The organism is Halomonas sp. (assembly GCF_034520545.1).
Lineage (GTDB): Bacteria > Pseudomonadota > Gammaproteobacteria > Pseudomonadales > Halomonadaceae > Halomonas.
The window spans coordinates 747,923-769,625 of the sequence record NZ_JAXHNN010000010.1; the positions used below are offsets into that span (position 1 = coordinate 747,923).

At 65.8% G+C, this 21,703-nt stretch carries 19 protein-coding genes and 1 other RNA gene; 3 read left to right on the forward strand and 17 right to left on the reverse strand.

The annotated features are described in order from the left end of the window. Positions 1 to 105: 105 nt before the first annotated feature. Entirely contained in the window at positions 106 to 531 is a 426-nt protein-coding gene (locus tag U5L98_RS12155; protein WP_322558551.1) for a DUF721 domain-containing protein, read from the forward strand. A 156-nt stretch (positions 532 to 687) separates the two neighbouring features. Here U5L98_RS12155 and lpxC read toward each other — a convergent pair whose 3' ends face one another. From lpxC to rsmI, 17 genes are all read right to left on the reverse strand, one after another. After that, a complete protein-coding gene (gene lpxC / locus U5L98_RS12160) occupies positions 688 to 1,599 on the reverse strand; it encodes a UDP-3-O-acyl-N-acetylglucosamine deacetylase (protein ID WP_322558552.1) in 912 nt (303 codons plus the stop codon). A 111-nt stretch (positions 1,600 to 1,710) separates the two neighbouring features. Next, complete coding sequence (gene ftsZ, locus U5L98_RS12165; protein ID WP_322558553.1) at positions 1,711 to 2,883, reverse strand: cell division protein FtsZ; 1,173 nt, start codon at positions 2,881 to 2,883, stop codon at positions 1,711 to 1,713. Between the two features lie 34 nt (positions 2,884 to 2,917). Further along, on the reverse strand, positions 2,918 to 4,207 hold the full coding sequence (gene ftsA / locus U5L98_RS12170; RefSeq protein ID WP_322558554.1) for a cell division protein FtsA: 1,290 nt from the start codon (positions 4,205 to 4,207) through the stop codon (positions 2,918 to 2,920). A 194-nt stretch (positions 4,208 to 4,401) separates the two neighbouring features. Then, positions 4,402 to 5,127 carry a cell division protein FtsQ/DivIB gene (locus tag U5L98_RS12175; RefSeq protein WP_322558555.1) on the reverse strand — a complete coding sequence of 242 codons (726 nt, stop codon included), beginning with the start codon at positions 5,125 to 5,127 and terminating at the stop codon, positions 4,402 to 4,404. A gap of 3 nt (positions 5,128 to 5,130) precedes the next feature. Continuing rightward, positions 5,131 to 6,048: a D-alanine--D-alanine ligase gene (locus tag U5L98_RS12180; protein ID WP_322558556.1), complete on the reverse strand. Its 918-nt coding sequence runs from the start codon at positions 6,046 to 6,048 to the stop codon at positions 5,131 to 5,133. Then, the gene (gene murC, locus U5L98_RS12185) at positions 6,045 to 7,457 is read right to left on the reverse strand and encodes a UDP-N-acetylmuramate--L-alanine ligase (RefSeq protein WP_322558957.1); all 1,413 of its coding nucleotides are present in this window, start codon (positions 7,455 to 7,457) and stop codon (positions 6,045 to 6,047) included. The genes U5L98_RS12180 and murC overlap by 4 nt, the downstream gene beginning before the upstream one ends. 61 nt (positions 7,458 to 7,518) lie before the next feature. Beyond that, entirely contained in the window at positions 7,519 to 8,604 is a 1,086-nt protein-coding gene (gene murG, locus U5L98_RS12190) for an undecaprenyldiphospho-muramoylpentapeptide beta-N-acetylglucosaminyltransferase (RefSeq protein WP_322558557.1), read from the reverse strand. Further along, entirely contained in the window at positions 8,591 to 9,808 is a 1,218-nt protein-coding gene (gene ftsW / locus U5L98_RS12195) for a putative lipid II flippase FtsW (protein ID WP_322558558.1), read from the reverse strand. Before ftsW ends, murG begins: the two co-directional genes overlap by 14 nt. Continuing rightward, a complete protein-coding gene (gene murD, locus U5L98_RS12200; RefSeq protein WP_322558559.1) occupies positions 9,805 to 11,181 on the reverse strand; it encodes a UDP-N-acetylmuramoyl-L-alanine--D-glutamate ligase in 1,377 nt (458 codons plus the stop codon). The genes ftsW and murD overlap by 4 nt, the downstream gene beginning before the upstream one ends. 37 nt (positions 11,182 to 11,218) lie before the next feature. Continuing rightward, positions 11,219 to 12,301 carry a phospho-N-acetylmuramoyl-pentapeptide-transferase gene (gene mraY / locus U5L98_RS12205; RefSeq protein WP_322558560.1) on the reverse strand — a complete coding sequence of 361 codons (1,083 nt, stop codon included), beginning with the start codon at positions 12,299 to 12,301 and terminating at the stop codon, positions 11,219 to 11,221. Positions 12,302 to 12,310: 9 nt separating this feature from the next. Continuing rightward, positions 12,311 to 13,675 (reverse strand): UDP-N-acetylmuramoyl-tripeptide--D-alanyl-D-alanine ligase, encoded by a 1,365-nt coding sequence (locus U5L98_RS12210; protein ID WP_322558561.1) that lies wholly within the window; start codon positions 13,673 to 13,675, stop codon positions 12,311 to 12,313. After that, complete coding sequence (locus U5L98_RS12215; RefSeq protein WP_322558562.1) at positions 13,672 to 15,192, reverse strand: UDP-N-acetylmuramoyl-L-alanyl-D-glutamate--2,6-diaminopimelate ligase; 1,521 nt, start codon at positions 15,190 to 15,192, stop codon at positions 13,672 to 13,674. The genes U5L98_RS12210 and U5L98_RS12215 overlap by 4 nt, the downstream gene beginning before the upstream one ends. Positions 15,193 to 15,217: 25 nt before the next feature. Next, complete coding sequence (locus U5L98_RS12220; RefSeq protein WP_322558958.1) at positions 15,218 to 16,876, reverse strand: peptidoglycan D,D-transpeptidase FtsI family protein; 1,659 nt, start codon at positions 16,874 to 16,876, stop codon at positions 15,218 to 15,220. 53 nt (positions 16,877 to 16,929) lie between these two features. Next, positions 16,930 to 17,256 carry a cell division protein FtsL gene (gene ftsL / locus U5L98_RS12225; protein ID WP_322558563.1) on the reverse strand — a complete coding sequence of 109 codons (327 nt, stop codon included), beginning with the start codon at positions 17,254 to 17,256 and terminating at the stop codon, positions 16,930 to 16,932. An 8-nt stretch (positions 17,257 to 17,264) separates the two neighbouring features. Next, positions 17,265 to 18,221: a 16S rRNA (cytosine(1402)-N(4))-methyltransferase RsmH gene (gene rsmH / locus U5L98_RS12230; protein WP_322558564.1), complete on the reverse strand. Its 957-nt coding sequence runs from the start codon at positions 18,219 to 18,221 to the stop codon at positions 17,265 to 17,267. Between the two features lie 50 nt (positions 18,222 to 18,271). Next, positions 18,272 to 18,636, reverse strand: an RNA gene (rnpB, locus tag U5L98_RS12235) — RNase P RNA component class A. A gap of 32 nt (positions 18,637 to 18,668) precedes the next feature. Beyond that, positions 18,669 to 19,526, reverse strand: a complete 858-nt coding sequence (gene rsmI, locus U5L98_RS12240; RefSeq protein ID WP_322558565.1) for a 16S rRNA (cytidine(1402)-2'-O)-methyltransferase — start codon at positions 19,524 to 19,526, stop codon at positions 18,669 to 18,671. A gap of 45 nt (positions 19,527 to 19,571) precedes the next feature. Between rsmI and U5L98_RS12245 the strand changes: the two genes are divergently transcribed. After that, a complete protein-coding gene (locus U5L98_RS12245; RefSeq protein ID WP_322558566.1) occupies positions 19,572 to 21,323 on the forward strand; it encodes a penicillin-binding protein activator in 1,752 nt (583 codons plus the stop codon). Further along, positions 21,307 to 21,675, forward strand: coding sequence for a YraN family protein (locus tag U5L98_RS12250; protein WP_322558567.1), 369 nt, complete (start codon positions 21,307 to 21,309; stop codon positions 21,673 to 21,675). The genes U5L98_RS12245 and U5L98_RS12250 overlap by 17 nt, the downstream gene beginning before the upstream one ends. Positions 21,676 to 21,703: the final 28 nt, after the last annotated feature.

Here is a 21,703-nt window from a genome sequence, read left to right on the forward strand (position 1 = left end):
AAGGTTGAACGGCCGTGAACTGACGGCCGACGCGAATCGTCAGGGGCGCGGCCCCCGAGAACCAAGCTGATGAGTATAAAGGTTAAGCGGTTCAGAGCACAGCCCATGTCCCGGCTGCTGGAGGGTCGCGGCGAACTGGGGTCGCTGATGCGCATGGCCACCCTGATCGAACGCGCCCAGCGTCACCTGCGAGACCACCTCCCCGAGGAGATGCGCGAGCATCTGTTCGTTGGCGGCTATCATCAGGGGCGGCTAGCCCTGATCACCGACCGTGCCGTCTGGCTGACCCGGCTGCGCTATGAGCAGCCCCACCTGCTCAAGCAGTTGAACCAGCTGCCTGGCTTCGAGTCGGTGACCGGCTTCACTCTCAAGGTTCGCCCTGTGCGACCGACCCAGCCTCCTCTGCGCCAGGTACGCCATCTGCCGGAAAAGGCCGCCGACGAGATCTCGATCTGTGCCAAGGATGTCGATGACCCCGGACTCAAGAGCGCCCTGGAACGGCTGGCTGCCCACGCCGAGCGTAAGCCATAAGCTCGAAGCTCGAAGCTCGAAGCTCGAAGCTCGAAGCTCGAAGCTCGAAGCTCGAAATCAATCTGATAGGCTCCCACTGAAAAAAACACCCCCGCCGATTAGATCGTCGGGGGTGTTTTTCTTCCAGACGCGGAGCGCCGCTCTTCAATCTTCGGGTCAGGCCATGGCCGGGGCAGAATAGGAGATTGGCGCCTTCTCGGATTCGCCCTCAAAGGTGACGAGCTCCCAGGCATTCGGCTGAGCCAGCAGGGCCCGGCACAGCTGGTTATTCAGCGCATGGCCCGACTTCACGCCACGGAATTCGCCTATCAGGCCATGGCCGAGCTGGTAGAGGTCGCCGATGGCATCGAGGACCTTGTGCTTGACGAACTCATCGTCATAGCGCAGTCCGCCCTCGTTGACGATACGATAGTCATCGACAACGATAGCGTTATCAAGGCTGCCACCCAGCGCCAGATTGTTCGCGCGCAAGTATTCCAGATCACGCATGAAGCCGAAGGTACGAGCCCGCGATACCTCCTTTACGAAGGAAGTAGTGGAGAAGTCCACCATGGCCGTCTGTGACTGGTCCTCAAAGACCGGATGATCGAAGTCGATGGCAAAGGAGACCTTGAAGCCCTGGTGGGGCAGAAAGATCGCTTCCTTATCGCCCTCGCGCACCACGATCTCGCGCTTGATGCGGATAAACTTCTTGGCGGCCGCCTGCTCGGCGATACCTGCCGACTGTATCAAAAATACGAAGGGACCCGCGCTGCCATCCATGATCGGCACCTCGGGCGCGCTCACGTCGACATAGGCATTGTCGATACCCAGTCCGGCGAAGGCTGACATCAGATGCTCGACGGTAGCGACCTTGGCGCCGCTCGCGGAGAGCGCAGTGCACAGGGTAGTGTCGGTGACATGCTCGGCTCGAGCCGGAATCTGAACCTCGGGCACTAGGTCGGTGCGCACGAAGACGATTCCGGTATCCACCGGTGCCGGCCTGAGGGTCAAGTAAACCTTCTTGCCGGAATGCAGGCCAACGCCGGTAGCGCGGATGACATTTTTCAAGGTACGTTGTCTGATCATGGTCGGTCGCCAAGCAGTCATTAGTTATCGAACACCGTTCACTATAACACCGAACGGGCGTTTCAACAAAAAAAGCTCACCCGGCATCCTCTATTCCCGTGAAAGCGTGAATCAATCCGCCTGTCGCCTCAGGAAGGCCGGGATGTCCAGATAGTCATCGAGATCCTGTGACTTGCGTTTCTCCGGCTGCGGCCGTGGCTTCTCCTCGGGCTCGGCCTTGGAGGCCGCCGCCTGGCCACGACTGGCCGCCGCCTGCGGACGCTGGCGATAGCCACCGGCCTCGGCACGGCGCGCGGTCTCGCGAGATGCAGGCTTCTGGGCCTTGTTGCCCTCCAGCCCGGCTGCCACGACAGTAACGCGCAGCTCGTCGGTCATGTCCATGTCGATGGAAGTGCCGACCACGATGGTGGCATCCTGGGAGGCGAACTCCTGGACGGTAGCACCGACATCATTGAACTCGCCGATGGAGAGGTCCGGTCCGGCAGTGATGTTGACCAGGATGCCGCGGGCACCATGCAGGTCGATATCCTCGAGCAGCGGGCTGCGAATGGCCTTCTCGGCTGCCTCGCGGGCACGGTTCTCGCCGGTAGCACCACCGGTTCCCATCATCGCCATGCCCATCTCGGACATTACGGTGCGCACGTCGGCGAAGTCGACGTTGATGATGCCGGGACTGGTGATCAGCTCGGCAATCCCCTGCACAGCCCCCAGCAGGACGTCGTTGGCGGCACTGAAGGCGGTGAGCAGAGTGGCACTCTTGCCCAGCACCGAAAGGAGTTTCTCGTTGGGGATGGTGATCAGCGAGTCGACGTGCTCGGAGAGCTCCTTCATGCCCTCCTCGGCGGCGCGCATTCGCTTGGGCCCCTCGAAAGGGAAGGGACGCGTCACCACGGCCACGGTGAGGATGCCCAGTTCCTTGGCTACCTGGGCCACAATGGGAGCACCACCCGTCCCGGTACCACCCCCCATGCCGGCGGTGATGAAGACCATGTCGGCGCCCCCGAGCAGTTCCGCGATACGCTCGCGGTCCTCCATGGCGGCCTGGCGGCCGACATCAGGGTTGGCACCTGCTCCGAGACCCTTGGTGATCTCGCTGCCAAGTTGGAGCACGGTCTTGGCGGCAACCCGCTTGAGGGCCTGGGCATCGGTGTTGGCGCAGATGAACTCGACGCCCTCGATGTTGCTCTCGACCATGTGGTTGACGGCGTTGCCGCCCCCACCCCCGACACCAATGACCTTGATGACCGCACTGCTTGAGGGTGCGCTATCTACCAGTTCGAACATAAGCCCCGTCTCCTGGACCGCCACGGCGGCCCTGTCAGAAATTTCCTTTGAACCAGCCCTTGATCTTTGCCAGCGCCGGAATCCCTTCGCCTGCGTCACGCCGGGTGATGTCGTCGCGCCTCGGTTGCGCCGGAACGATACCTCCAGGTCCCTGGCGGCCGTTCCCTTGACGGGTTTCTCGTAGAGCGTAATGCAGCAGACCGACACCCGTCGAATAAATCGGATTGCGTACCACATCGGCTAGCCCGCGCACGTTCTGTGGGCAAGCGATGCGAACCGGCATGTGAAATATCTCTTCGGCCAGCTCGACCACCCCCTCCATGCGCGAGGTACCGCCGGTGAGCACCACACCGGCGGCCACCAGATCCTCGTAGCCGCTGCGACGCAGCTCGTCACGCACCAGGGTGAAGAGCTCCTCGTAGCGTGGCTCCACCACCTCGGCCAGCGACTGACGAGAGAGATCCCGAGCCGGCCGGTCACCAACGCTGGGCACCTTGATCATCTCGTCGCCGGAGGCTAACTGGGTCAGGGCGCAAGCGTACTTGACCTTGATCTCCTCGGCATGCTGGGTGGGCGTGCGCAGCGCCATGGCAATGTCGTTGGTGACCTGGTCTCCAGCGATGGGAATAACCGAGGTATGGCGGATAGCACCCTCAGTGAAGACTGCGATATCAGTGGTGCCGCCGCCGATATCCACCATGCAGACCCCGAGTTCGCGCTCATCTTCGGTGAGGACCGCATGGCTCGACGCCAGTTGTTCGAGGATGATCGAGTCCACCTCGAGCCCACAGCGGCGCACGCACTTCTCGATATTCTGGACGGCATTCAGGGCGGCGGTGACAAGATGGACCCGTGCCTCGAGGCGCACACCCGACATGCCTAGCGGCTCCCGGATTCCGCCCTGGGTATCGATGGCAAATTCCTGGGGGATAACATGCAGCACGCGCTGGCCTTCAGAAATCGCCCGGGCCCGGGCGGAGTCGATGACGCGATCGATGTCGGAGGAGGCAACCTCACGCTCCTTGATGGCCACGACGCCGTCGGAATTCATCGAGCTGATATGGCTGCCGGCGATGCCGACATAGACCGAATGGATGTCACAGCCGGCCATCAGTTCGGCCTCTTCCACGGCACGCTGGATGGACTGCACCGTGGACTCGATGTTGATCACTACACCTTTCTTCATGCCGCGTGACGGATGAGAGCCAATACCGGCGATTTCGATTCCGCCATCGTCGGTGGGCTGCCCCACGATCGCCACGACCTTGGATGTTCCGATATCCAGCCCGACTACCATATTGGACGCATTGGATGGACCTGCCATGAGTCGGGAAGTCTCCTCGAACCTGACCCCGAAGGGGAAGATTAATCCTGAAAAGTAAGCCTGGACCAATTATAGGAACAAGATGCCTTGTTCCACCAGTCCGATTGCCGAATCACCGGACACGATACGGCGAATTTGCCACGAAAGAAACACCCGAAATACCGCACGGGCAATCGAAATAAGAGATTAAGGCTTCAAGTGTCCAGCGGTGGCTCATTCACCACCGGCTCAGTCTGTCCGTGCCAGGCAACTGCGACCCCATTGGGATATCGCAGGTCGATGTAACGGATATGCGATGCCAGAGGACCCAGCTCACGCTGCCAGGCCGCAACCAGACGTCCCAGACGAGCGGGGCGATCGTTGCGCCCGAGCATCACCCAGACACCACTGTCGAGCTGGAAACGCCACGCCCCACGGGGTTCCAGCCGCAACTGGCGAACCTCGATCCCTTGTGTGGCAAACTGCGCGGCGAGCCGGGCATGATAGCCTAGAACTTCGGCGCCGCTGCCGAGTGGGCCGGCCAGATCCGGCAGGTCGGCAGGAGGCGACATCGGGTCGAAGGCGAAAGGTTCTCCCTCGGGGTTGAGCAGGCGATCATCATTCCAGCGCGCCAACGGCACCTGCTCGACCAGGTCAAATTTCAGGGCATCGGGCCACTCGCGGCTGATGCGCACTTCGGCCAGCCAGCCGATCTCCCGAGCCTTCCGACGCAGCATGGACAGATCTACGGATAGCCAGGTGTGCCCCTGGATCAGTGGTGCTAGCTCACTGCGCAGATAATCGGCACTAACGTGGTGAAACTCGCCTCCCACCGAGACACGCTCGATGGGACGGTCGAGCCAGACCCACAGCGCACGCCCGCCCGCACCCAGCACCAGGACCAGCAGCAGCACACCGACGAAACTTCCACGTGCCGCCATGGGCTAGTGCCGTTCCCCGGCCGTGGCGAGGATGCGCAGCACCAAGGCATCGAAGTCTATACCGACATGGGCCGCCGACTGGGGCACCAGGCTGTGGTCGGTCATCCCCGGGACGGTATTGACCTCGATCAACCAGAAGCGGCCCTCACTGTCACGCATCACATCGACCCGCCCCCATCCCTGGGCACCGATGGCCTCGAAGGCCGTCCGGCAGAGCGCGGCGAGTTCAGCCTCCTCGTCATCAGACAGACCACACGGCAGGTGGTAGCGTGTGTCGTTGGAGAGATACTTGGCTTCGTAGTCATAGAAGCCGCTGGGGACTTCGACGCGGATCGCCGGCAGGACATCTCCTGCGAGCAGCGACACCGTATATTCCTCCCCCTTGACGAAACGCTCGGCCATCACTCGCGCATCGAAGCGGGCGGCATCGCGGTAGGCCGCCTCCAGGGCATCGCGACTGTCGACGATGCTGATGCCCAGGGTCGAACCCTCATGGACCGGCTTGACGATCAGTGGCAGACCGAGGCGTTCGATCACCGCTGCCCAGTCGGCCTCGGGGCCGAGCATCACGCTCTCGGGGGTAGGCAAGCCCAGCGCCTGCCAGATCAGCTTGGTACGCTGCTTGTCCATGCCCAGCGCCGAGGCAAGTACGCCGCTGCCAGTGTAGGGAATACCCAGCAGTTCCAGTGCCCCCTGCAGGGTGCCATCCTCGCCACCCCGACCGTGCAGAGCAATGAAGACCCGATCGGGAGCCAGGGCTTCCAGGCCCACCAGCCCGCCATCCGCGGGATCATAGCCGATGGCCTCTACCCCCGACCGCATCAGGGCCGCGAGCACGGCGGAGCCGCTCTTCAGCGACACATCCCGCTCGGCGGAATGCCCGCCGAAGAGCACCACAACCCGGCCGACATCATCCGTCATAGTGTCACCTCGTCGAGCACCAGGGCGGCATCGGCCAGGTGCTGAGCAATGCCGCCCACGTCGCCGGCCCCCTGGGTGATCAGGATATCACCGGGGCGCAGCACCCGGCCGAGCAGTCCCGGCAGCTCGTTCTTGTCCTGAACGAAGATGGGGTCGACCCCCCCGCGCTGGCGGATCGAGCCCGCCAGGCTGCGCCCGTCGGCCCCAGGCACCGGAGCCTCACCGGCGGCATAGACGTCGAGCAACAGCAGGGTGTCGACCCCGGCCAGCACCCGCACGAAGTCTTCGTAAAGGTCCCGGGTGCGCGAATAGCGATGCGGCTGATAGACCATCACCAGGCGCCGCTCGGGCCAGCCTGCCCGCACCGCGTCGATCACCATCGCCACCTCGCGGGGATGATGGCCGTAGTCGTCCACCAGCATTACATCACCCTCGCCCTGCGGGGCCGGGAAGTGACCATGCACCTGAAAGCGTCGACCTACCCCCTCGAAGCTCGCCAGGCCCCGCAGGATGGCGTCATCATCGACCCCCGCATCGCTGGCCACGGCAATCGCCGCCAGCGCATTGAGCGCATTGTGGCGCCCCGGCATGGCCAGGCGCACCTCGAGCGGCGCCAGCCCCTCGGGGCGCACCGCGATGAAGCGCACCTCGCCGGCCTGCTGGACGAAGCCCTCGATGCGGTAGTCGGCATCCTCGCTGAAGCCGTAGGTGACGAACTGGCGGCTGACGCGATCGAGCAGGCCACGCACTTGATCATCGTCGATGCACAAGATCGCGAGACCATAGAACGGCAGGTTGTGCAGGAACTCGATGAAGGTGGCCTTGAGCCGTTCGAAGTCGCCGCCGTAGGTGGCCATGTGATCGGCATCGATGTTGGTGACGATGGCCACCATGGGCTGCAGGTGCAGGAAGGAAGCATCCGACTCGTCGGCCTCCGCCACCAAGAAATCGCCCTCCCCCAACCGGGCATTGGTGCCAGCGCTGGTCAGTCGTCCACCGATCACGAAGGTGGGGTCCAGCCCGCCCTCGCCCAGCAGGGTCGCGGTGAGACTGGTGGTGGTGGTCTTGCCGTGGGTGCCGGCCACGGCGATGCCGTGACGAAAACGCATCAGTTCGGCGAGCATTTCGGCTCGGCGTACCACCGGCACGCGATGCTCGTGGGCCCAGCGGATCTCGGGGTTGGTCTCGTCCACCGCCGTGGAGACCACCACCACATCGGCATCCGCGGCATGCTCGGCGGCATGGCCGATGGCCACGCCAATACCGCACTGGCGCAGGCGGGCCACCACCGGAGAGGTCTTCAGATCGCTGCCACTGACCACATAGCCCTGGTTGGCCAGCACTTCGGCGATGCCGCACATGCCGGCGCCACCGATACCGACGAAATGGATACGCCGGATTCGGCGCATGCCCAGCCCCCGTCCGGGGTGCGTGGGTGTGACCTGACCGGGAACCGGTCCGAGGGTCTCATCACTCAAAGCCTGTCTCCATGCAACCGGCCACCAGGCGCTCGACGGCGTCGAGGTGGGCACAGCCACGCGCCCGTGCCGCCATGGTGGCGAGAGTGTCGGGGTCCAGCAGCGACGCCAGGCACTCGGCCAGCGTCACCGCGCTCATCTCCTGCTGAGGCATCAGACGTGCTGCCTGCTCGTCGACCAGGGCCTGGGCGTTGGCCGTCTGGTGGTCGTCTACCGCGTGGGGGAAAGGCACGAAGAGCGCCGGCTTGGCTGCAGCAGCGAGTTCCGCCACGGTCAGGGCACCGGCGCGGCATACCACCAGGTCAGCCCAGCCGTAGGCGCCGGCCATGTCGTCGATAAAGGCCGTGACCTCGGCCTCGACGCTATGCTCACGGTAGATCTCGCGAGTCGCCGCGTCCTTGTCGCGGCCGGCCTGGTGGCGAACCTCGGGGCGCTGCCCCTCGGGCAGCCTGACGAGTGCCTCGGGCAGCCGCTGGTTGAGGGCCTGCGCCCCCAGGGAACCACCCACCACCAGCAGTCGCAGGCGACGGCCTGCCATCTCGTCTGATCGCCTCGGATTGTCACCGAGTCGGGCAATCTCGGCACGCACCGGGTTGCCGACCACTTCGGCACGACCGGGGAAGGCCTGGGGAAAGGCGGCATAGACCCGTCGCGCCAGACGCGCCAGAGCGCGGTTGGTCAGGCCGGCGACGGCGTTCTGTTCGTGGATGACCAGGGGCCGACGGACCAGCCAGGCCGCCAAGCCACCGGGACCACTGGCGAAGCCACCCAGCCCGACCACCAGTTGGGGGTCGACGTTGCGGATGACCCGCCCCGCCTGCCACACCGCCCGAGCCAGGTTGAAGGGGGCCAACAGCCAGCCGGCCAGACCGTTGCCTCGCAGCCCGCTCACGGCGATACGATGCAGCGTGATACCGGCTTCGGGGACCAGACGGTTCTCGATCCCTCGAGGGCTGCCCAGCCAGGCCACTTCCACCCCCTGAGCCTCCAGCCCGCGGGCCAGCGACAGGGCCGGAATGACATGGCCGCCGGTACCGCCGGCCATGATCAGTGCACGACGTCCATCACGTCGACTCATGTTGCGCATCCTTGTGTCCTGCGTGAGAAGGCTCCCGTGAAGCCGTGGGCCCGGCTCGACGCTGAACCAGGCGGGTCTCGATATCGGCGCGCAGCAGCAGTGCCATCATCAGGCAGCTCACCACCAGGCTCGAGCCACCGTAGCTGAGCAGCGGAAGGGTCAGTCCCTTGGTGGGCAGCATCCCGGTGCTCACGGCGATGTTGATGAAGGCCTGTGCCCCGAGGACCAGGGCGAAGCCATAGCCGAGATAGGCGGCGAAGGCCAGGCCCGCCAGCTCGGCCCGCCGCCCCACCGCCATGGCCCGCCAGATCAGCAGGGCAAATAGCCCGACCACAGCGATGGCGCCCAGCAGGCCGAGTTCCTCGGCCAGCACCGCGAAGACAAAGTCCGTGTGGGCCTCCGGCAGGTAGAAAAGCTTCTGCACACTGTTACCCAGCCCCATGCCCAGCCAGTGGCCGCGCCCGAAGGCGATCAGCGCCTGAGTCAGCTGGTAGCCGCTGGCGAACTGATCGGCCCAGGGATCGGCGAAGCTGGTCAGGCGCGCCATCCGGTAGGGCTCCGCCACGGCGGCCAGGACCCCGAGAGCGCCAACCACCACCAGCAGCACCAGGAAGCGCCCCCAGGGGGCACCAGCCATCAGCAGCATGCCCATGACCGCACCGGTCATCACCACCACGGCGCCATAGTCGGGCTCGAGGATCAGCAGCCCGGCGATCACCGCCATTACCACGAGAGGGCGCAGGAAAGCTCCCCAATGACGTCGTACCTGGGGCAGGAAGCGCTCCAGATAGCCCGCCAGGTAAACGATCAGGCAGAACTTGGCGACCTCTGATGCCTGCAGATTGAAGGGCAGGCCCGGCAACGAGAGCCAACGCCGGCTGCCGTTGACCTCGCGCCCCACCAGCAGCACCAGCACCAGCAGGACCAGCCCCACCAACAGTAACAGCGGGCCGTTGGCCTTCCACCAGGCCAGCGGCACCCACAGGGCCAGCGCCGCGAGAGTAAGCGCCACCAGCAGGAAAATGCCGTGCCGCAGGCTGAAATACCAGGCATTGCCGGTGAGGCTCGAAGCCACTTCGCTGGATGCCGAGGTCACCATCACCCAGCCGATTAACAGCAATGCGAAAGACGCCAGCACCAGCCAGCCGTCGAAGGCGTGATCGGCGGTACTCAGCCGCTGACGAAGGCGAGACACACGGCTCATGCCGCCTCCCCCGCCAGGCGGCGGACTGCCTGGCAAAAGGCCTCGCCACGCGCCTGATAGTCGCTGAACTGGTCGAGGCTGGCACAGGCCGGCGACAGCAGCACGCAATCGCCGGGTTCGGCAACCTCGACCGCACGCACGATGGCCGCGGCCAGGTCCGCTACACGTGTAAGCGGGAGGTGGCCCGCCAGCGCGTCCTCGAGGTGCCCGGCGTCGCGGCCGAAGAGGATCGCCTCACGGCCGTAATGCGCCAGAGGCGTCGCCAGAGGATGAAAATCGGCTCCCTTGCCGATCCCACCAGCCAGCAGGATCAGGCGACCCTCGAGGGTCGGCCCGAGCCCCTCTAGAGCCGCCAGGGTCGCGCCGACGTTGGTGCCCTTGGAATCGTTGATCCAACGCACCCCCGCGATGTCCGCCACCAATTCCCCCCGATGGGGCAGACCGGGAAAGCGCCGCAGCACCTCGATCATGGACGAGAGCGGAAGGCCCAGGCGATGGCCCATGGCCAGCGCCGCCAGGGCGTTGGCCTGGTTGTGGCGTCCCGGCAGGCGCACCTCGGCGGCTGCCAACAGCGGCTCGCCACCGTGCATCAGCCAGTCACCGCCGGTACGCCACCCGATGCCCCAATCGTTGCCCTCGGGAGCCCGGGTAGTGAAACGGTCCAGGGCCGCCACGGGAGCATCGGGCCAGGTCATGGGGTCTTCGGCATTGACCACTGCGTGACGGGCACCGCGGAAGATGCCCTGCTTGGCAGCCCGATATCCCCCCATGTCGCCATGCCTATCCAGATGATCCTCAGAGAGATTGAGGAAAGCGGCCGTTTCGGCCGCCAGACGGGGAGTAGTCTCGAGCTGGAAGCTCGAGAGCTCCAGGACGAAAAGTTCGGCGTCGGGCACGTCCGCCAGAAGGTCCAGGGCAGGAGTCCCCAGGTTGCCGCCTACGCCAACCCGGCGTCCAGCCTCGCGGGCCATCTCTCCGACCAGGGTGGTCACGGTGGACTTGGCGTTGGAGCCGGTAATGGCGGCAATGGGCGCATGGGCCGCGCGTACGAAGAGTGCGATCTCTCCCAACAGCACCGGCTCACCGGTGGCCCCACGGGTTTGTCCGGCAAGCTCGGCAAGGCCTGGCGTTGCCGGGTCGACACCGGGGCTGATCACCACCTCCTCCACCTCTGAGAGATCCAGGCCGGTGAGCGGGCCACAGTGGATCTCGATGCCGGGGTGGGCGGCGCGGAAAGCGTCCATTCCGGGCGGCATAGCGCGGGTATCGGCGACCATGAAGGGCGCACCCAGCCGGCTGAGGTGGCGACAGATGGCCCGCCCGGAGACCCCGAGTCCGACCACCAGCGTCGTTCCCTTAGGCACCTTGACCATGTTGAGCTCCTTGCGGATGACGAATGGCCCCCTGGGGTCAGCGGACCTTGAGGGTGGCCAGCCCGATCAGCACCAGCACCACGGTGATGATCCAGAAGCGCACGATGACCCGTGGCTCCGGCCAGCCCTTGAGCTCGTAATGGTGATGCAACGGCGCCATGCGGAAGATACGCCGACCGGTCAGCTTGTATGAGCCCACCTGCAGGATCACCGAGACGGTCTCCATCACGAAGATACCGCCCATGATGAACAGCACGATCTCCTGGCGCACGATTACCGCCACCACGCCGAGGGCCGCGCCCAGTGCCAGGGCACCGACATCACCCATGAACACCTGGGCCGGATAGGTGTTGAACCATAGAAAGCCCAGGCCAGCGCCAGCGATAGTGGCACAGAACACGGCGAGCTCTCCCGCCCCCGGAATGAAAGGAATCTGCAGGTAATCGGCGAAGACCGTGTTACCGGTGGTATAGGCAAAAACCGCCAGACCCATGGCCACCAGCACCGTGGGCATGATCGCCAGGCCATCGAGACCGTCGGTGAGGTTGACCGCATTGGAACTGCCGACGATCACCAGGTAGGTGAGCACGATGTAGAACACCCCCAAGGGCAGCACGAACTCCTTGAACAGCGGCACGATCAGGCTGGTCTCCACCGGCGAGGCAGCCGTGACGTAGAGCAGCGCCGCGGCCGCCACGCCGATCAATGACTGCCAGAAGTACTTCCAGCGTGCCGGCAACCCCCGGGGATTCTTCTCCACCACCTTGCGGTAGTCGTCCACCCAGCCGATAGCGCCGAAGCCCAGGGTCACCGCCAGCACTAGCCAGATATAATGGTTGGTGAGATCCCCCCACAGCAGGGTGCTCACGGCGATGGCCATCAGGATCATCGCGCCACCCATGGTGGGAGTACCAGCCTTGGAGAGGTGGGACTGGGGACCGTCGTCGCGCACCGCCTGACCGATCTGTCGTTCCACTAGGCGGCGGATCATCACCGGCCCCAGCCACAGGCAGAGCACCAGGGCGGTCAGGGTCCCCAGAATCATGCGCAGGGTCAGATAATTGAAGACATTGAAAGCGCTCTGGAATTGCGCCAGGAAATCAGCCAGAAAAAGCAGCATGTATCGCGTTCACCTTGATGCATCCGCGCGCAGGGCAGCCACGACTCGTTCCATGCCGGCGCTGCGCGAGCCCTTGACCAGTACGCTGGCCCCGGACGGTAGATGGTGGAGGACGTGGCGCATCAGCGCCTCCCGATCGTCGAAATGGACCCCGCCTTCGCCGAAGGCCTGGCTGGCCGGACTCGCCGGCCCGCCGAGGGTACCCAGGAAATCGATTCCCCGTTCCCGCGCGTAGTGCCCGAGCTCGGCATGCAGCCGGTCGGACTCGTCCCCCAGTTCTCCCATGGCACCCAGCAGGCACCAGTGCGGTCCGGGCAGCGTCACCAGGACATCGAGCGCTGCCTTCACCGCGCCGGGGTTGGCATTATATGTATCGTCCAGAAGCCGTGAGGCGTTGAGACCCTCCAAAATGCTCAGCCGGCCCGGCATCATTGTCACCGCCTCGAGCCCGGCCAACACATCGCTCTCCGCGAGCCCCATGGCCAGGGCCGCGGCTGCGGCCGCCAGGGCATTGGCCACGTTGTGGCGTCCCAGCAGGGCCAGGCTGACGCGTCCGATCTCGCGACCATCCAGGACAAGCGTGAAAGCATAGCGTCCGACAGCGTCGCAGGCCAGCGCCTCGCCGTGCAGACGCGCTCGCCGGTCCAGGCCGAAGTCGAGCACCTCGCGGGGCGCCGCCAGGCTCGACCAGGTGGCAAAGTAAGCATCGTCGCGATTGAGCACCGCTACCCCGTCGGCCGGCAGTCCGGCCAGGATCTCCGCCTTGGCCTGGGCGATACGGCCCATGCCGCCGAATTCGCCCACATGGGCCCCGGTAACGTTGGTGATCACCGCTACCCGGGGTTCGGCCAAGGCCGTCGTCCAGGCGATCTCGCCAAGATGGTTGGCGCCAAGTTCCACGACTGCCTGACGGTGTCCGGGCTCCAGCGCCAGCAGGGTCAGCGGCGCTCCGATGTCGTTGTTCAAGTTTCCTTGCGTGGCCAGCGTCGGCCCGCTGCGCTCGAGCAGGATTGCCAGCATCTGCTTGACCGTGGTCTTGCCACTGTTGCCGGTCACGGCGACCAAGGGGCCACCCCAGGCTCGCCGCCGGGCGCGCGCCAGCAGCCCCAGGGCCAGCCGGGCGTCAGCCACTACCAGTTGAGGAAGCAGATCGTCCATCGCTCGTTCCACCAGCGCCGCCACGGCGCCGGCCTCGCGCGCCTGGCCGAGAAAGTCATGAGCATCGAAGCGCTCGCCGCGCAGGGCCACGAACAGCGCACCGGGACCAAGCTGCCGGGTATCGGTAACGACCGCGCCGATGGGCAGGTCCTCGGCCGGTGCCGGCAGGCCCAGGGCCGCGGCAACCTCGGCGAGGGTTTGCAGGCCGGCGCTCATCGCTGCCCTTCCCAGTGCCCGTTCCGGGAACGGGCGGCCAGGCCACGCTCGGCCTCGGCCAGGTCCGAGAAGGAATGGCGCACGCCGGCAATTTCCTGGTAGTCCTCGTGGCCCTTGCCGGCGATCAGCACCACGTCTTCGGGAGCGGCCTCGGCCAGCACCCGGGCGATCGCCGCGCCCCGCCCGGCCCGTTCGAGGACCCCGTCAGGATCGGGGTCGCCCAGGCCCGCGAGGATCTGGGCTCGGATCGCCGCCGGGTCCTCGCTACGAGGGTTGTCGTCGGTGACCACCACAACGTCGGCCCGTTGCCGCGCGGCGATGGCCATCATTGGACGCTTGCCGGCATCGCGGTCACCACCGCAGCCGAACAGACACCACAACCGTCCATCGCCCGGGAGGTGGGCCCGCAGCGCCGAGAGGGCATTGTCGAGGGCGTCAGGGGTATGAGCATAGTCGATGACCACCGTGGGGCAGCCCGGCTGGGTCAGGCATTGCATGCGACCGGGCACCGGGGCGAGGTCGGCCGCCGCCGTGAAGAGCGTATCCAGGGAATGGCCCAGGCCATGCAGGGCTGCCATGGCCAGTAGCACGTTGTCCAGGTTGAAACGTCCCATCAGGCCGAGTTTAAGGACCCGCTCCCCCTCGGGAGTGGCGACGAGTGCCCTCTGGCCCTCGGCATGGGGTATCCAGTCGATAACACGCAGGGTCACCGACTCATCCTGTCCCACGCCCAGTACCCGAACATGGCGGTGCATGCCGGCGAGCATCAGACGCGCCAGCGGATCGTCACCATTGACCACGGCGAGCTCGAGCTCGTGGCGACGGAACAGCCTTGCCTTGGCGGCGGCATAGGCTGCCATGCTGCCGTGGTAGTCGAGGTGGTCACGGCTGAGGTTGATGAACACCGCGGCGGTCACCCGACAGCCATCCAGGCGACCCTGTTCCAGTGCGTGGGAGGAGACCTCCATGGCCACCCGGCTCACACCATCGGCCGCCAGCTCACCCAGCGCGGCCTGAAGGGCCAGGGGACCTGGCGTGGTCAGTTGGCCAGCCGTCAGGCGCCCCGGTCTGCCGTGACCCAGGGTGCCGATCATCCCGGCCTCAACCCCGAGGGCAAGGCTCAGATCCGCCAGATAATGGGTCACAGAACTCTTGCCGTTAGTGCCGGTGACCCCGATCAGTTCCAGGTCACGGGGTACGGCGAACAGGATCTGGCCTAGTTCCCCCTGGGCCTCGCGCAGACCCGCCAGCCACAGCACCCGGGGATGGTCTGTACCGGGTGCACCATCATCGTGAGCCAGCACCAGCGAGGTCCCGGCCGCGAGGGCTGCCGGAATGAAGTCCCGACCATCAGCCGCCACCCCTGGCACCGCCACGAAGACGTCGCCCGCGGTCAGTCGACGGCTGTCGAGCACCAGTCGTAGTCGGTCCGGCAGAGCGACCTGCGCCAAGGCGCGACGAGAGTCGGGCCAGAGCTCGCACAGGCCTCTCTCGAGTCGCTCGGCTGTCAGCTGCATCGCGTTTCTCCTCCAGGGCTTGCGCTCATGATTCCGGCTCCCGAGCATCCGGTGGCACGTCCAGCAGGCGCAGGGCATTGCCTGCCACCCGCGAGAATACCGGGGCCGCCACCGCCCCACCATAGTAGTCGTCGCCCCGCGGGTGATCGATCATCACCACGGTGACGATTCGCGGTTCCGAGACCGGCGCGATGCCGACGAACAAGCTTCGGTAGGCCTTCTCCTGATACCCGCTGGCATCGGTCTTGCGCACGGTTCCCGTCTTGCCGGCGATTCGATAGCCCGGCACCATTGCTCGACGGGCGCCAGTACCGGGCTCAACAACCTGATCCATCATGCCCAGGATTCGCCTGGCCACGTCAGCGCGGATGACCGGATCGCCCGCAGGCACCTCGCCAAGCTTGAGCAGCGAAGGTGGCAATCGCTCACCATCGTTGGCAATGGCTGTGAAGGCACTGGCCAACTGCACCGCCGAGACCGAGAGGCCATAGCCATAGGAAAGGGCTGCCCACTGGCTGCTCGACCAGCGCACCGGCGACGGGATCCTGCCGGCGGCCTCGCCAGGGAAGCCAGTGCCAGGACTCTGTCCTAACCCGAGAGCTCGATAGGTCGCTGGCACCACGGGATCCTCCAGGCGCAGCGCAAGCTTGGACATGCCGATATTCGAGGATTTCTCGAGAATGCCGGACAGGGTCAGTTTCCCGTAATTGCTGATGTCCTTAATGGTGAAACGGTCGATGACCATCCAACCCGGCGAGGTATCGACCACCGTATCCAGCGGCAGGTCATCGGTCTGGAGCATGGCGGCCATGGCCAGCGGCTTGACCACCGAGCCGGGCTCGAAGACGTCGACGATGGCCCGGTTGCGCAGTCCCTGAGGGTCGAGACCAGCCCGGTTATTGGGGTTATAGGAGGGCTGATTGGCCATGGCCAGCACTTCGCCGCTGTGGGCATCCAGCATCACCACGATGCCGCCATCGGCATCGTGCTCGGCTACCGCCGTCTTGAGCTCGCGATAGGCCATGTACTGGAGGCGCTGATCCAGCGCCAGGGTGAGATCGCCTCCCGGCTGAGCCTTCTTCAGCAGTGCCAGGTCACGCACCAGGCGACCACGACGATCCTTGAGCACCCGGCGCTTGCCGGGCACACCGGCGAGGTGAGACTGGTAGGCCAGTTCCAGGCCCTCCTGACCGATATCGTCGATATTGGTAACGCCCAGCAGTTGCGAGGTCACCTCACCAGCCGGGTAGTAGCGCTTGTACTCCTCTCGGGCGTGTACCCCGGGAATGCGCAACTCCAGCACCCGCTGGGCCGCCTCCGGCGTCATGCGACGCCGGAGGTACATGAACTCGCGCTCGGCGTAGCGCGCTATGCGCTCGTTGAGCGCATCGAGCTCCTGGCCCAGGGCCCTGGCCAGCATCAGACGCTGGATATCGTCGGCCGGTAGGTCCTGGGGGTTGGCCCAGAGGGTGACCACCGGCGTGGAGATGGCCAGTGGCTCGCCGTGGCGGTCGGTGATCATGCCGCGATGGGCGGGGATGGTATCCGTGCGCAGGGTCCGGGCATCGCCCTGGCCTTGCAGGAAGGAGCGGTCGAAGACATGCAGGTCGACGATGCGACCGACGAGCAGCGCGAGCCCTACCAGCACCAGCGTCATCATCACGCCGTAGCGCAACCGGCCCATTGGGGCCATGGGCGGCGGACGACGCGGCGTCACGCCGCTGCGAGTGTCGTCACTCACGGACGGATGACCTCGACCTCGTCGATGTCGGGCAGGCGCATCTCGAGGCGCTCATGAGCCAGGCGCTCGATGCGGGCGGGAGAGGACCAGGCACTCTCCTCGAGAAGCAGTTGCCCCCATTCGGTCTGCAACTGCTGCTGTTCGCGCTCGAGCTGCTGCAGGCGAGCATACTGATCACGGGTCAGATGACTGCTGGTAATCACCGCCAGAGCCGAACCCAGGCAAGCCGCCAACAGGAGGACAACCAGCAACAGCCGCGGCGATGCCCTCAGGCGAAGGGGCCAGCCGAACGAGGAAATTGCCGTGGAGCGTTCCGGTGCCATGACCGACCTCAGTATCGTTTGCGCGCCACACGCATCACTGCACTGCGCGCACGAGGATTCTCCTGGACCTCCTCGGCGGAGGGTCGACGCGCCTTACCCAGCGACTCCAGCCGCCGCTTCAGTTGGTCATCGCGGATCGGCATGCCGCGTGGCAGGTCGGTGTCACCGCGCACGTGATCGCGAATGAAGCGCTTGACCCGGCGATCCTCCAGCGAGTGGAAGCTGATTACCACCAGGTGGCCGCCCGGGGCGAGGGCTTCCAGTGCCGCCTCGAGGGCGGCATCGAGCTGTTCCAGCTCGCCATTGACCTGGATGCGCAGCGCCTGGAAGACCCGGGTCGCCGGGTGCTTGCCCTTCTCCCAGGCGGGGTGGGCGACCTTGACCACCTCGGCGAGATCGGCGGTCCGCTCGAAGGGACGCTCGACGCGACGCGTCACAATGGCCCGCGCCAGCCTTTTGGCGAAGCGCTCTTCGCCATAGGCCTTGAAGACACCGGCAATCTCCCCCTCGCCGGCCCGCGACAAGAAGCCCGCGGCACTCTCGCCCCGGGAGGGGTCCATACGCATGTCCAGGGGGCCATCACGCAGGAAGCTGAACCCCCTCTCGGGATCATCGAGCTGGGGCGACGACACCCCCACGTCGAGCAGGACGCCAGCCAGTCGGCCATGCAGGCCATAACGATCCGCGATCTCGTCGAGTCGGGCAAACTCGCCCTGCTCGACTGCGAAACGTGGGTCGTCAATGGCAGAGGCCTCGGACACAGCCTGTGGGTCGCGATCGATGGCCAGCAGATGACCCTGCGGCGCCAACCGCTCGAGGATGGCACGCGAATGACCACCACGCCCATAGGTGCCGTCCAGATATGCGCCCGCGGGGTCATGGACCAGCACCTCCACGGCACCATCGAGCAGCACGCTGGCATGGCGAAAGCCGCGGGCGGGCTGTTCAGGGGCGGATGACGGCATGTGGCTCTCGTTCGAGGGGCTGAGGTGCCGTATACAACGGCGATGTTCGGAAAGGGAGTCGGCCGATAAGCCGGGTTCTGTCGTGGACAGTCATTCCTCTAGGGGCCGTGTCACCAGGGCCCTCAAGCAACCTACCCGAACCCGACGCGGGCCACGTCTAGGGGTTCCTATTTGGTCTTGCTCCGAGTGGGGTTTACCTTGCCACGCACTGTTGCCAGGCGCGCGGTGCGCTCTTACCGCACCCTTTCACCCTTACCGGCCTCCCACAGGAGGCGTAGGCGGTCTACTCTCTGCTGCACTTTCCGTCGGCTCACGCCGCCCAGGCATTACCTGGCACTCTGCCCTGTGGAGCCCGGACTTTCCTCCCCCGCTCCGGCCCGAGGACCGGAGCGGCGGCGACTGTCTGGCCGACTCCCGTGACAAGGATACCAGCGCCCTCCCCGGGCCTCAATGCCCATCCTTGAGCGACTGGAGCCTGCCATACCAGACCTTCTTGGCTCCGCCCAGCACCCGCGCAGCCACGGCGGCCGCCTGCTTGACCCCCAGCCCCTCGGCAAGCAAAGCCGAGAGCAATGCATCGGCCTCCACCGCCGAGGGCTCGGCGTCGCTGCGCGGGGCGGCCCCGGCCACCATTACCACGAACTCACCGCGGGCCTGATCCGTATCTTCGTCCATGCGCGCAAGCAGTTCGGCGGCACTGCCATCCAGGAAGGTCTCGAAGGCCTTGGTCAGTTCACGGGCCAGCACCACACGGCGCTCCCCGAGGGTGACAGCCAGGTCCGCCAAGGTGTCGCGAATGCGATGCGGGGACTCGTAGAACACCAGGGTCTCCTCGCGGGTCACCAACGCTTCCAGCCGGCCGCGCCGACCGCCACCCTTCGCCGGAAGAAAACCCTGAAACAGGAAACGATCGGTGGGAATCCCCGCCGCCGACAAGGCAGCCACCAGGGCACAGGGCCCCGGAACCGGCACGATGCTACGCCCGCGAGCACGCAACTCTCGCACCAGCACGAAGCCGGGATCGCTGATCAGCGGCGTGCCGGCATCGGAGACCAGGGCGATGCTCTCCCCAGCCACCAGACGTGCATCGAGCTGCTCGACACGTGATGCCTCATTATGCTCATGCAGCGAGAGCATCGGCCGCGATAGACCGAGGTGGCGCAACAGGCGCCCACTGTGGCGGGTATCCTCGGCGGCGATCACTGCTACCTCCCCCAGCACACGGGCGGCCCGGGGGCTCAGATCGTCCAGATTCCCAATGGGTGTAGCAACCACGTACAATGAACCGGCAAGCGTATCGGACATCTCGGCTCCCTGGGGGCTCTCGGACATGGGGACAAGGAAGGATTCATGAAGATCTCGTTTCGCGGCCCTCTGGCCGCCGCGCTCACCGCGCTGCTACTTGCGGGCTGCAGCTTCCAACCGGGCATCGTCGAGCGACAGGCCGACGACGATCCACAGCGTCTGTTGCAACAGGCCACACAACAAGAACCCGGCCAGGCCGCTCTGTCGCGTCTGGATGCGGCCGTCATCCTAGCACGCCAGGGAAACCGACCCCAGGCACTGGAGGTCGCCAAGGAAATCGACGACAGCCGGCTGGAGCGCCAGGCAAGAATCCGCTGGGCCCTGCTGCTCTCGGAACTGGGCGAGAGCGAAGGAGATCGGTGGGCGGTGATCCAGGCCGGCCAGCTGCTCGATGAGATCGACCTGCCCCGCGAGGCCTCGCTGACTCTGCGCGAGCGCCTGGGCATGGCCCTGGCCGAGGTCGACGAACCCCGCGCCGCTGCCCGGGCCCTGATCCGCGTCCAGGCCGAGACCGAGCGTGAGGACCTTAACGACCCCATATGGGAGCAACTCTCGCGGCTGGACAGCGGCTCGCTGGGCAGCCTGCGCGAGGAAGGGGGCGACCTGATCCCGGGATGGATCGCCCTGGCCGAGCTGGTGCGCTCCAGCGGCAGCGACATCCAGCGGCTCTTTGCTCGCCTGGGTGACTGGCGCGAGCGCCATCGCGGTCATCCGGCTGCCCGGCGCCTGCCTAGCGAAATCAGCGCCCTGAGCGAATTGCGCGGCCAGGAGGTGGACCACATCGCGGTCTTTTTGCCCGAGTCGGGACCCCTTGCGGGCATTGCCGAGGCGATCCGTGACGGCATTCGTACCCACCACCTCGAGGGCGTCGACCGTGGTGCTCGCCTGAGCTTCTTCGACAGCACCCAGGGCGAGCTGGAAACGCTCTACCGGGAGGCAGACGCGCGTGGGGCACAAGTGGTGATCGGCCCGCTCGACAAGGACGCCGTCAGCAGGCTCGAGCAGCGCGAGCGGGTACCGCTGCCGACCCTGGCGCTCAACTATGGCCGCGGCGAACGCAACCGGGCCCTGGGGCTCTTCCAGTATGGCCTGTCCGCCGAGGACGAGGCCCGCCAGGCCGCCCAACGCGCTTGGATAGACGGCCACCGCCTGGCCTCACTGCTGGTCCCGGATAACGACTGGGGGCGCCGCGTCGGTGAGGCCTTCTGGAACACCTGGCGCGACCTGGGAGGCGAAATCGCCAGTGCGGTCCGCTACAACCCCGACGCCTCGGCTACCGAGAGTGCACGTCGGGCCGTGACCAACCCCCAGCCGGACATGCTGTTCCTGCTGGCCCTTCCGGAGTATGCCCGCCAGGTACCGCCGACCCTGGACTACTACAACAGCGGCGACCTGCCGATCTATGCCACCTCCCACCTCTTCGAGGGCCGCTTGCAGCCCCGCCTGGATCACGACCTGAACGACGTGCTGTTTATCGATATCCCATGGCAGATACCCGATGCGGCCGTGGGAGGCGTCGAGGCCCTGCCCTTCCTCGACAGCTATCGCAGGCTGCGCGAGGAATCCGACCCCGCCATGTTCCGTCTAAAAGCCATGGGCGTAGATGCCTACGAGCTGGCCCGGCGCTTGCCGCAGCTGCAGGCAATCAGCGGCGTCGAGATGTTCGGCGCTACGGGCACCCTGAGCCCCGGCGAGGATGGTCGCATCCAGCGCCGGCTGCCTTGGGCCCGCTTCGTCAACGGCGTGCCGCAGCCAGTGCTGATCCCCGGCGTGTTCGGCGATGATCGGGCCCGGTGACGCCCGCGCCCGCGGCGGCGCCATCGAGCAATTCGCGGCACGCTGGCTGATGGCACGCGGACTGTCCCTCGAGGCCAGCAACCAGCATGCCAAGGGCGGCGAGATCGATCTGGTGATGCGTGATGGCGAGATACTGGTATTCGTCGAGGTCCGCCACCGGGCCGATAGCCGTCACGGGCACCCGCTGGAGACCATCACCGCCACCAAGCAGCGCCGCCTGATCCGGGCGGCGCGTTTTTATCTCCAGCGCAACGGGCTATTATGTCCCTGCCGCTTCGATGTAATGGCCGTGACCGGCACGCCCCCGGACCTAGAGATCGAATGGGTGACGGATGCCTTCGAAGCGTCCTGAACGATCAAGCCCCTCTGCGAAAAGGACC

What these genes read in the sequence shown, in the direction of transcription:
- U5L98_RS12155 (WP_322558551.1), top strand. Translation starts at nt 106, where the DNA reads ATGTCCCGGCTGCTGGAGGGTCGCGGCGAACTGGGGTCGCTGATGCGC.
- lpxC (WP_322558552.1), bottom strand. Translation starts at nt 1,599, where the DNA reads ATGATCAGACAACGTACCTTGAAAAATGTCATCCGCGCTACCGGCGTT.
- ftsZ (WP_322558553.1), bottom strand. Translation starts at nt 2,883, where the DNA reads ATGTTCGAACTGGTAGATAGCGCACCCTCAAGCAGTGCGGTCATCAAG.
- ftsA (WP_322558554.1), bottom strand. Translation starts at nt 4,207, where the DNA reads ATGGCAGGTCCATCCAATGCGTCCAATATGGTAGTCGGGCTGGATATC.
- U5L98_RS12175 (WP_322558555.1), bottom strand. Translation starts at nt 5,127, where the DNA reads ATGGCGGCACGTGGAAGTTTCGTCGGTGTGCTGCTGCTGGTCCTGGTG.
- U5L98_RS12180 (WP_322558556.1), bottom strand. Translation starts at nt 6,048, where the DNA reads ATGACGGATGATGTCGGCCGGGTTGTGGTGCTCTTCGGCGGGCATTCC.
- murC (WP_322558957.1), bottom strand. Translation starts at nt 7,457, where the DNA reads ATGCGCCGAATCCGGCGTATCCATTTCGTCGGTATCGGTGGCGCCGGC.
- murG (WP_322558557.1), bottom strand. Translation starts at nt 8,604, where the DNA reads ATGAGTCGACGTGATGGACGTCGTGCACTGATCATGGCCGGCGGTACC.
- ftsW (WP_322558558.1), bottom strand. Translation starts at nt 9,808, where the DNA reads ATGAGCCGTGTGTCTCGCCTTCGTCAGCGGCTGAGTACCGCCGATCAC.
- murD (WP_322558559.1), bottom strand. Translation starts at nt 11,181, where the DNA reads ATGGTCAAGGTGCCTAAGGGAACGACGCTGGTGGTCGGACTCGGGGTC.
- mraY (WP_322558560.1), bottom strand. Translation starts at nt 12,301, where the DNA reads ATGCTGCTTTTTCTGGCTGATTTCCTGGCGCAATTCCAGAGCGCTTTC.
- U5L98_RS12210 (WP_322558561.1), bottom strand. Translation starts at nt 13,675, where the DNA reads ATGAGCGCCGGCCTGCAAACCCTCGCCGAGGTTGCCGCGGCCCTGGGC.
- U5L98_RS12215 (WP_322558562.1), bottom strand. Translation starts at nt 15,192, where the DNA reads ATGCAGCTGACAGCCGAGCGACTCGAGAGAGGCCTGTGCGAGCTCTGG.
- U5L98_RS12220 (WP_322558958.1), bottom strand. Translation starts at nt 16,876, where the DNA reads ATGGGCCGGTTGCGCTACGGCGTGATGATGACGCTGGTGCTGGTAGGG.
- ftsL (WP_322558563.1), bottom strand. Translation starts at nt 17,256, where the DNA reads ATGGCACCGGAACGCTCCACGGCAATTTCCTCGTTCGGCTGGCCCCTT.
- rsmH (WP_322558564.1), bottom strand. Translation starts at nt 18,221, where the DNA reads ATGCCGTCATCCGCCCCTGAACAGCCCGCCCGCGGCTTTCGCCATGCC.
- rsmI (WP_322558565.1), bottom strand. Translation starts at nt 19,526, where the DNA reads ATGTCCGATACGCTTGCCGGTTCATTGTACGTGGTTGCTACACCCATT.
- U5L98_RS12245 (WP_322558566.1), top strand. Translation starts at nt 19,572, where the DNA reads ATGAAGATCTCGTTTCGCGGCCCTCTGGCCGCCGCGCTCACCGCGCTG.
- U5L98_RS12250 (WP_322558567.1), top strand. Translation starts at nt 21,307, where the DNA reads ATGATCGGGCCCGGTGACGCCCGCGCCCGCGGCGGCGCCATCGAGCAA.